This is a genomic window from Serratia sp. PL7 (assembly GCF_945957435.1).
Window position 1 is genome coordinate 1 of the sequence record NZ_CAMFLB010000063.1, and the last position, 6,734, is coordinate 6,734.

The window sequence follows — 6,734 nt, forward strand, 5'->3', positions numbered from 1 at the left end:
TGATCATGGTTTCACCCCACTTTTACAGAGAATTTCCAGCCGGGTACCTTTGGGATCGGGGATCGGTGGGCCAGTAATCTCCAATACAGCCCCTTTAAACGGGCCATTCAGACACAAAAGCCGGGAGGCGGCGGTAACATCGGTGCGGTGACGCATCCAAACGCGGATAGTGGCTTCTGCCTTCTCTGCGCCGGATGCCACCAGCTCGCGCCCGCTGATCGCCTTCACCTCTGCATAAACAGTCTTGCCGTCGCGCCACTCCTCCAGCTCCTGTCCGGAAGCGAGTTCCACCGGGACAAAGTTCTGAATGGTGACGCGGTGGCGCAGTCGGCCTGCTTGCATAGCGCCCCCTTACAGCGGAATAAATCGGTAGGGCTCCAGCAGAGCCTTAAACCCGAGCGGAATACTGACTTTCTGTACGTCGGCGGTATCTTCCCGATTTTCGTACCAGTGACCGACCGCCAGCATGATGGCTAGCATAATGTCATCACTGACCAACAGCCCTTCACTCTGCCCCTCGGGAACTGAGTCATCATAAAGCGTCCGATTGGTATAGTTTTCAGCCTTGCGCCGGGCCGCGCCCGCATAAAGCGTTAACAGCTCATCGTCTGAATCATCATCGTCATCAAGACGACATTGCAGGCGCAATTGCTTGATGCTTGGCTTCATCAATGCTCCTTACCTGCAGCCCGTTGCCAGATTGCAGGCATAAAAAAACCGCCGAAGCGGTGCAGGGATACGCCGGAATAATGATTATTTCCCGGTCAGCGCCTTGATCGCTGATGCATCTTCCAGCACACAATCGAAACGATGGAAGGCCAGGAACGCGGTCTGATCGTACTCGGCAAAACGCTCAACCAGGCGTTTCAGCGTCATATAAGTAATACGGCGCAGAATGAAGCGGTCGAAGTCCCCGCAGTAAACAAACTTTTTACCCGTTGCCATGCTGTCGATCGCCTGATCGATAACGTACTGCATGCCCAGCACCGACGCAGGCGCAACACCGACAATATCCGGCAACCACAGCGGGCGCTTATTGCCGTCCACCAGCTCGGTGAGCGTTTTCAGCGTGGAATCGTTAAATGCCAGACGGAATTTAGGCCCGTTGCGGTAGGCAGGATCAATGCTGTGCTTCAGAGCGTTAATGTCCGTCCAATCGAGCGTTACCGCCTTGGCGGCCACAGTACCGGTTACGGATACCTCAAGCCCTTTAGGCTGCACTGGTGTGCCTGCGCCGGTACCTTTAACGATGTATTTGGCCTCACCGCGCCCGATACGCTGGGCGATGCGGCCTGCCAGATACGCCTCGATATCAACCCCGCTATCCTGCAGCAGTTCGTTAGAAACACGGATGATTTTGGAGCTGAGCTTCTTGGCCCCGAGGATCGCGGTACCGAATTCAACATCTTGCTCAGATGCGGCGGTGTTTTCGCCCAGCAGTTCACCTTCTTCCGCCGCGCCGTCAGACGTTGACCAGGTGATGTCCTGACCGTTGGATGAGTTCAGGATTTGCGCCACGCTAGCAATACCGCCGTAGGCCTTCATGGCATCAACGATTTTAGCCAACATCTGGGTAGGCACGGTGTAACCGCCCTTTTCATCTGGCGTAGTACCCTGGGCGCGCAGCTCACGTACAGCGGCGCGCTCTTCGGCACTCAGCTCGGCAAAGCCCTGGCGCAGGAACTTATCGAACGCAGCAGCGCGGATTTCGTGCTGTTTGTGCTCAGGGTTGTCTTTGTTCAACTGCTGGCGCTGTTCATTCTGGTTATCATCAACAAAGGTCTGATCCAGTGCGCGCAATTCCTCCTCTCGGGTGATTTGCTCATCGATCTTGGTCAGTTCATCCTTGGCCTTGTTCCATTCGGTACGCTGCTCCTCCGTCCAGGCGGTATCCCCGATCTTGTCGTTGAGAGCGCGCATATCGGTGGCGATGGTGTTACGTTTTTGCTTCAGTTCGTGCAATTTCATGGTTATTCCTTACACATTTAGTAAAGTCAGCAGGCGCTCGCGCGCCATTCGTTGGTTAATGGCTTTCTGCAACGCGCCACTGTCACGCGCTTCCTGCCAGGCTTTCATGGATCGGACGGCTGAATCAGCCTCCTGATAGGCGGGATAGGTCACCGGGCTTACGTCGAACAGGCGCGAAACCTTGGTAATCTCTCTGATCACCACCCCTTGTTCATCCTGATACCAGTCTTCACCATCCCGAGCGACGCGGAAGGAGAAGGAGGATTGATTGATATCGCCGCGCTGCATAGGGCTGATCACCAGATCGCGAATGGTCTGGGTTTCCGGCGCCACAATGTTGTATTGCAGCCCCCGATCATCCACGGATAACGACAAGGTACCCGCCGAACTGCGACCCAAGATGAAGTTGGGATCGTGGTTAAACAGGCCGCGAACGTCATCTTTGAGCACATCATCGAAAGCACCAGGTTTGATGATTTCGCGAAAGCCCCAGAGCACTTCTGAGCGGCTATCGAATACCGAGCCGTAGCCGATAATGTGCGTGGGCTGGTTTTCTTCCTGCTGGGCGCGCACCTCCCCGCCGTAACAGCGTGTTTCTCTGTCACTCATTGGGTTTTTCCTCTTTGTCTGGGTCTGTAATGTCTTTGGCAGGATTGGCCGCATTGACGCTGACCAGCATTTCATCCAGGCCGTCAACCGGGTTCATATCTTCGAAGGCGCGGGCCTCGTTTCGGCTCATCCACCCGTCTGTAATAGCAAAGTGGTAGAACTGTGCGCGCTCTTGCGGGGTACCGCGTAACAAACCAGCCAGGTTAAACCGGATGTAGTACCCGGCCGCCCGCTCGGCGGTGGTGAACAGGCGGCGGTTTAGCTCCTGCTCCCAGTTCACGATCCACGGCATGACCGTATGGCGAACAAACTGGATGGATTGCTGGGTGATGTTAGAGAACGTTGCTTTCTCCAGGTCGTTGATCATGTGCGCCGGAATATTGAAGATCCCGGCAATCTGCGACCGGTTAAGCTTCATCAGGTCGATGAGTTGGGCATCAACAGGCGAAACGGTCAGCGCGTGATAATCCAAATCAGCAGGAAGCAGCATGGTTTTGTTTTCCTGGCCGCGCAGTGCTAGCGTAGCCTTTTGCCACATCTCCTTTAACCGAGCCCAAGAGTCTTTATTTAGATCTCCTTTTACTGAGACAATCCCCGCAGGGCGAGCATTGCCGCCAAAAAAGTTACTGGTGTATTGCTGCCCACTCATCCCCATGCCGATCGTTTCAGCATGCTGCAATATGGGACTCAGCCCCATTTTCTGGTTATTGCCCAGCGCCCGGATGTGGATCATGTCGTGAGGGTTAATGGAAAAGCTGCCCTCTTCGTTATATACCCCGTAGGTGTAGCGGCCACCGGTATTGAGCAACGTGGTTTGCCATGGCATACAGGCTTCCAGCGCGGTGACTTCACCCCGGCGAGATCGAACGATCTTTGTGTACCCGTTGCCCCAGCCCAACACATGGCGCTCTTTCAGTTCCCGCCACTTATAGCTGGTCTGCCACTCGTTCGGCTCGTCGTGCACCAGGTAAAAGAGCGGATGATCCCGGCCCTGTAACACTTTGTCGCCGGTTTTGCGCATCACATGCACCGGCATCTGTGCCAGGGTTGAGGACAGTACATAGATACAGGCATAAACCGCCGCCAACCTCATGGATGTTTCGGGGCTGACAAAAACATCACCCGCACGAAAACCCATATCAAGACTGTCGCCAGTGATCGGAGTGGCGGGATTTTCCAGCGATTCGCTACGGAAAAGGGCATCAAATAGCACGTTTATTCCTCCTGGCCGCCGCCAGCGCAAACGCCAGCATTGAACCGCCACCAGCCATTAGCGCGATCGCGGTGCCGTATTGCAGGTAAAGCCCTGCGACGAGCAAGCCGAAGCCGGCCAACCCGCAAAGGTCGATAATGAGTGATTTCATAGGGTCAGTAGTTCTTCGTCTGGATCGAGAGTGGAAAGGAAATCACCAGGTTCATTCAGCATTGCGCGGCCAATGCCCATAATCACTGTCACCGCACCATCTATCTTGCTGCTTGCCTGTTCTTTTATTGGCCTCACTACATCGTCATTACCCGGCAGATATTTGCCGATCACGTTGCTGATACACCAAAGCATGATCGGGTTTCCATCATGATGAAAGCGCCCGGATTCAATGGCTGCTTCAAGCTCTTTCATGGGATCTGACATATTGGTGTAGTTCTGGACTATCGTAATTGGCGACATATTCTCATCCGCCAGTTCGTGCGAGATACCGGTTGCGCCATAGGGGTCAATCGGTGACTCTTCAACCGGATTTAAGCGGTTCGCCGCTTTGGCTTCCTCCAGAATGTAGCGGTAATCGATCTCCGCCCCCTCGGTAACCGTTAGCAGCCCCATTTCTACCCACGCCTTGAATCGCTCAGCAGTACGGCGATCCTCACTTCTTTCTACACTGTAAACAGCGTCATATGGCACCCAAAAGCGCGGTGCGACGCTGTAGTAATGTCGCTTACCGTCAATATCTCGGGTAAATATGCGGGCCATGCTGTTCATGTCTAGCTTGCGGGCCAAGTCAAAAGCCAGAATGCAGGGTTGCCCCTCAAACTTTTCCAGCGTCAGCGTGGTATCTTCGCAACGCTTTAAACTGACCAGGTTGTAGTAGGCATTCTTTGCAGCCACCCAAACATTGAGGTGTTTGGTTTTGAAGGTACCGGCATGCCTGGCGTTATTGATTGCCCGTTGTTGTTGGCTGAGCAAGAAATCCCGATAGACAGATACCCCCATATTGGGATTGGCTTTTTCCAGTGAAGCAGGCTGCGTCCAGTCATCGCCCTCATCAATGGTATAAATGATGCCGAACAACTCATCGTTCGGGACGGTGCTGTTGAGCATCTCTATAACTTCTCGGCGCTTGTCGTAGCACGGGCCTTCAATGTTGTAACCTGCCGTGGTGATCGCCCACATCAAGGGTTGTCGCCGGGCGCCCATACCGGTAAGCATGGTGGTATACAGAGAATCGGTAGGGTGTTCGTGATACTCATCTACCACAGCCATGCTGGGTGAGGAACCGTCACCCGGGTTGCCGATCAGGGGCTCAAAACGGGCGCCATCCTCTGGCCTGTTCAGATTCGAAGCGTTGACCTCGATCCCGAACGCCTCCATCAGCATCGGGGTGCGCTTACACATCAAACGCGCGGGGCGAAATACCTCCCACGCCTGTTTTTCTGTGGTCGCGCCGGAATATACCTCTGCGCCAAACTCCCCATCACAAGTGAAGCCATAAAGCGCCACACCGGCAGAGATAGCTGATTTACCATTTTTACGCGGGATCTCCGTGTAAACCTCACGAAACCGACGCAGCTTAGTACCCTTGTGTACCCAGCCAAAGACAGCGCAGACGATAAACAATTGCCACGGCTCCAGGGTGATCGGCATGCGCTTATAGGCCCATTCGCCCTTGGTGTGTGGTAGCAGTTGGATAAAGCGCGCAGCCTGCTCGGCCAGGTCACGATCGAAGCGGTACCGAAATTTCCGCCCTTTCTCTTCGGCCAGATCATCAAGATGACGCTGACAGGCGCTGATAACAAACTGGCAGGCCACTATTTTGCCGCGCACCACATCCCGCGCATATTGATTGGCCGCATTAACGTTGGGGTATGATTTTCTCGTCATGACGTGATCAACTTAATGAAAGGGTTTGAGGACTTCTTTTGCCCGGCCAGGCCAATTAAGCGTTGGCGACTGCTGGGGTCTAGGCCAAGCATCGCACCGGTGCTGTCCATTTCAGACTGCTGTTCTTTTTTGGCAGTCAGCTCAGGGTTTTTCACCCTTCCGCCAGTCGCACCAAGAATGGTATTGCCCTGCTCGGCAATTTTTTTTACCGCCCGCCGCCAGAACTCATACGCAACACACCAGCGCTCAAGCACCGCCAAATCTGTAACGCACAGAATTCCCTGCCCACATAATTCCTTTGTGGTCATTTGCCACATAACTGAGGCTAGATTTAGCCCTTCTTCCTCAAACCATTCCGGTGGGGCAACCCCTTTAAGTGGGGTAAATACGGGTTCATCTTTATTGAGAGCGCGTTTACCGGGATTGCCTGCCAATTCTTTGCGTGCAGTCGGCTTCGGGCGCCGCCCGGAACGGCCTGCAGCTCCAGCCATAATCACTCCAGATTAAATTTGATTTTTCGCGGGTATAAAAAAATGACCATAGCGGCGGTACTTTGGGCGAAAGGTTGCAGAGATTTGATCCCCCCCTCCCGGTGATGAGAATTGATATCATTTGATATGAAATAATTCAACATACAATCATTTCCGGGTGGTATCAATCGGTATAGCAGCTCATCACAGCCTCTCCATTGCCGTCTTGCTGCGGTGACAAGGCCAGCACAGGCTTTCCAGGTTCGTATCCTCATCGGTACCCCCATGAGCCTTGGGTACGATGTGATCGACGGTTGTAGCCGGTGCCGCTCGCCCCCCCCGTAAACATTCCTTGCAGATGTGGTTGTCACGCTTGAGGATGCGGGCGCGGCGAATAGTCCAGTCGTTACCATAGCCGCGCTGGTGCCTGCTTTTGCCCTGTTGGTGTATCTCCCAGCCTGTGTTCTTGTGCTCGGTACAGTAGCCTGAGCGGTCGGTGGTGGTATGGCGGCAACCGTGCTTGCGGCATGCCCTGGGTATCCTGGGTGGCATGGGGTACCTCAAATAGAAAAGCCCCGGACTATGCCGAGGCT

At 54.3% G+C, this 6,734-nt stretch carries 9 protein-coding genes; all 9 read right to left on the minus strand.

Annotated elements, in window-relative coordinates:
• Positions 1-3: 3 nt before the first annotated feature.
• Positions 4-342: a phage head closure protein gene (locus N6G83_RS53730; protein WP_059199687.1), complete on the minus strand. Its 339-nt coding sequence runs from the start codon at positions 340-342 to the stop codon at positions 4-6.
• Between the two features lie 9 nt (positions 343-351).
• The gene (locus N6G83_RS53735) at positions 352-669 is read right to left on the minus strand and encodes a head-tail connector protein (protein ID WP_074028200.1); all 318 of its coding nucleotides are present in this window, start codon (positions 667-669) and stop codon (positions 352-354) included.
• Positions 670-753: 84 nt separating this feature from the next.
• The gene (locus N6G83_RS53740) at positions 754-1,968 is read right to left on the minus strand and encodes a phage major capsid protein (RefSeq protein ID WP_260524395.1); all 1,215 of its coding nucleotides are present in this window, start codon (positions 1,966-1,968) and stop codon (positions 754-756) included.
• A 9-nt stretch (positions 1,969-1,977) separates the two neighbouring features.
• Positions 1,978-2,577: an HK97 family phage prohead protease gene (locus N6G83_RS53745; protein ID WP_211134565.1), complete on the minus strand. Its 600-nt coding sequence runs from the start codon at positions 2,575-2,577 to the stop codon at positions 1,978-1,980.
• Positions 2,570-3,790 carry a phage portal protein gene (locus tag N6G83_RS53750; RefSeq protein WP_211134564.1) on the minus strand — a complete coding sequence of 407 codons (1,221 nt, stop codon included), beginning with the start codon at positions 3,788-3,790 and terminating at the stop codon, positions 2,570-2,572. Before N6G83_RS53750 ends, N6G83_RS53745 begins: the two co-directional genes overlap by 8 nt.
• The gene (locus tag N6G83_RS53755) at positions 3,780-3,941 is read right to left on the minus strand and encodes a hypothetical protein (RefSeq protein WP_021805898.1); all 162 of its coding nucleotides are present in this window, start codon (positions 3,939-3,941) and stop codon (positions 3,780-3,782) included. Before N6G83_RS53755 ends, N6G83_RS53750 begins: the two co-directional genes overlap by 11 nt.
• On the minus strand, positions 3,938-5,671 hold the full coding sequence (locus N6G83_RS53760; RefSeq protein ID WP_161714020.1) for a terminase large subunit: 1,734 nt from the start codon (positions 5,669-5,671) through the stop codon (positions 3,938-3,940). The genes N6G83_RS53755 and N6G83_RS53760 overlap by 4 nt, the downstream gene beginning before the upstream one ends.
• Positions 5,668-6,162: a phage terminase small subunit P27 family gene (locus tag N6G83_RS53765; protein WP_074028196.1), complete on the minus strand. Its 495-nt coding sequence runs from the start codon at positions 6,160-6,162 to the stop codon at positions 5,668-5,670. Before N6G83_RS53765 ends, N6G83_RS53760 begins: the two co-directional genes overlap by 4 nt.
• A 183-nt stretch (positions 6,163-6,345) precedes the next feature.
• Positions 6,346-6,693 carry an HNH endonuclease gene (locus N6G83_RS53770; RefSeq protein WP_211134563.1) on the minus strand — a complete coding sequence of 116 codons (348 nt, stop codon included), beginning with the start codon at positions 6,691-6,693 and terminating at the stop codon, positions 6,346-6,348.
• Positions 6,694-6,734: the final 41 nt, after the last annotated feature.

What these genes read in the sequence shown, in the direction of transcription:
- N6G83_RS53745 (WP_211134565.1), bottom strand. Translation starts at nt 2,577, where the DNA reads ATGAGTGACAGAGAAACACGCTGTTACGGCGGGGAGGTGCGCGCCCAG.
- N6G83_RS53730 (WP_059199687.1), bottom strand. Translation starts at nt 342, where the DNA reads ATGCAAGCAGGCCGACTGCGCCACCGCGTCACCATTCAGAACTTTGTC.
- N6G83_RS53755 (WP_021805898.1), bottom strand. Translation starts at nt 3,941, where the DNA reads ATGAAATCACTCATTATCGACCTTTGCGGGTTGGCCGGCTTCGGCTTG.
- N6G83_RS53770 (WP_211134563.1), bottom strand. Translation starts at nt 6,693, where the DNA reads ATGCCACCCAGGATACCCAGGGCATGCCGCAAGCACGGTTGCCGCCAT.
- N6G83_RS53765 (WP_074028196.1), bottom strand. Translation starts at nt 6,162, where the DNA reads ATGGCTGGAGCTGCAGGCCGTTCCGGGCGGCGCCCGAAGCCGACTGCA.
- N6G83_RS53735 (WP_074028200.1), bottom strand. Translation starts at nt 669, where the DNA reads ATGAAGCCAAGCATCAAGCAATTGCGCCTGCAATGTCGTCTTGATGAC.
- N6G83_RS53760 (WP_161714020.1), bottom strand. Translation starts at nt 5,671, where the DNA reads ATGACGAGAAAATCATACCCCAACGTTAATGCGGCCAATCAATATGCG.
- N6G83_RS53740 (WP_260524395.1), bottom strand. Translation starts at nt 1,968, where the DNA reads ATGAAATTGCACGAACTGAAGCAAAAACGTAACACCATCGCCACCGAT.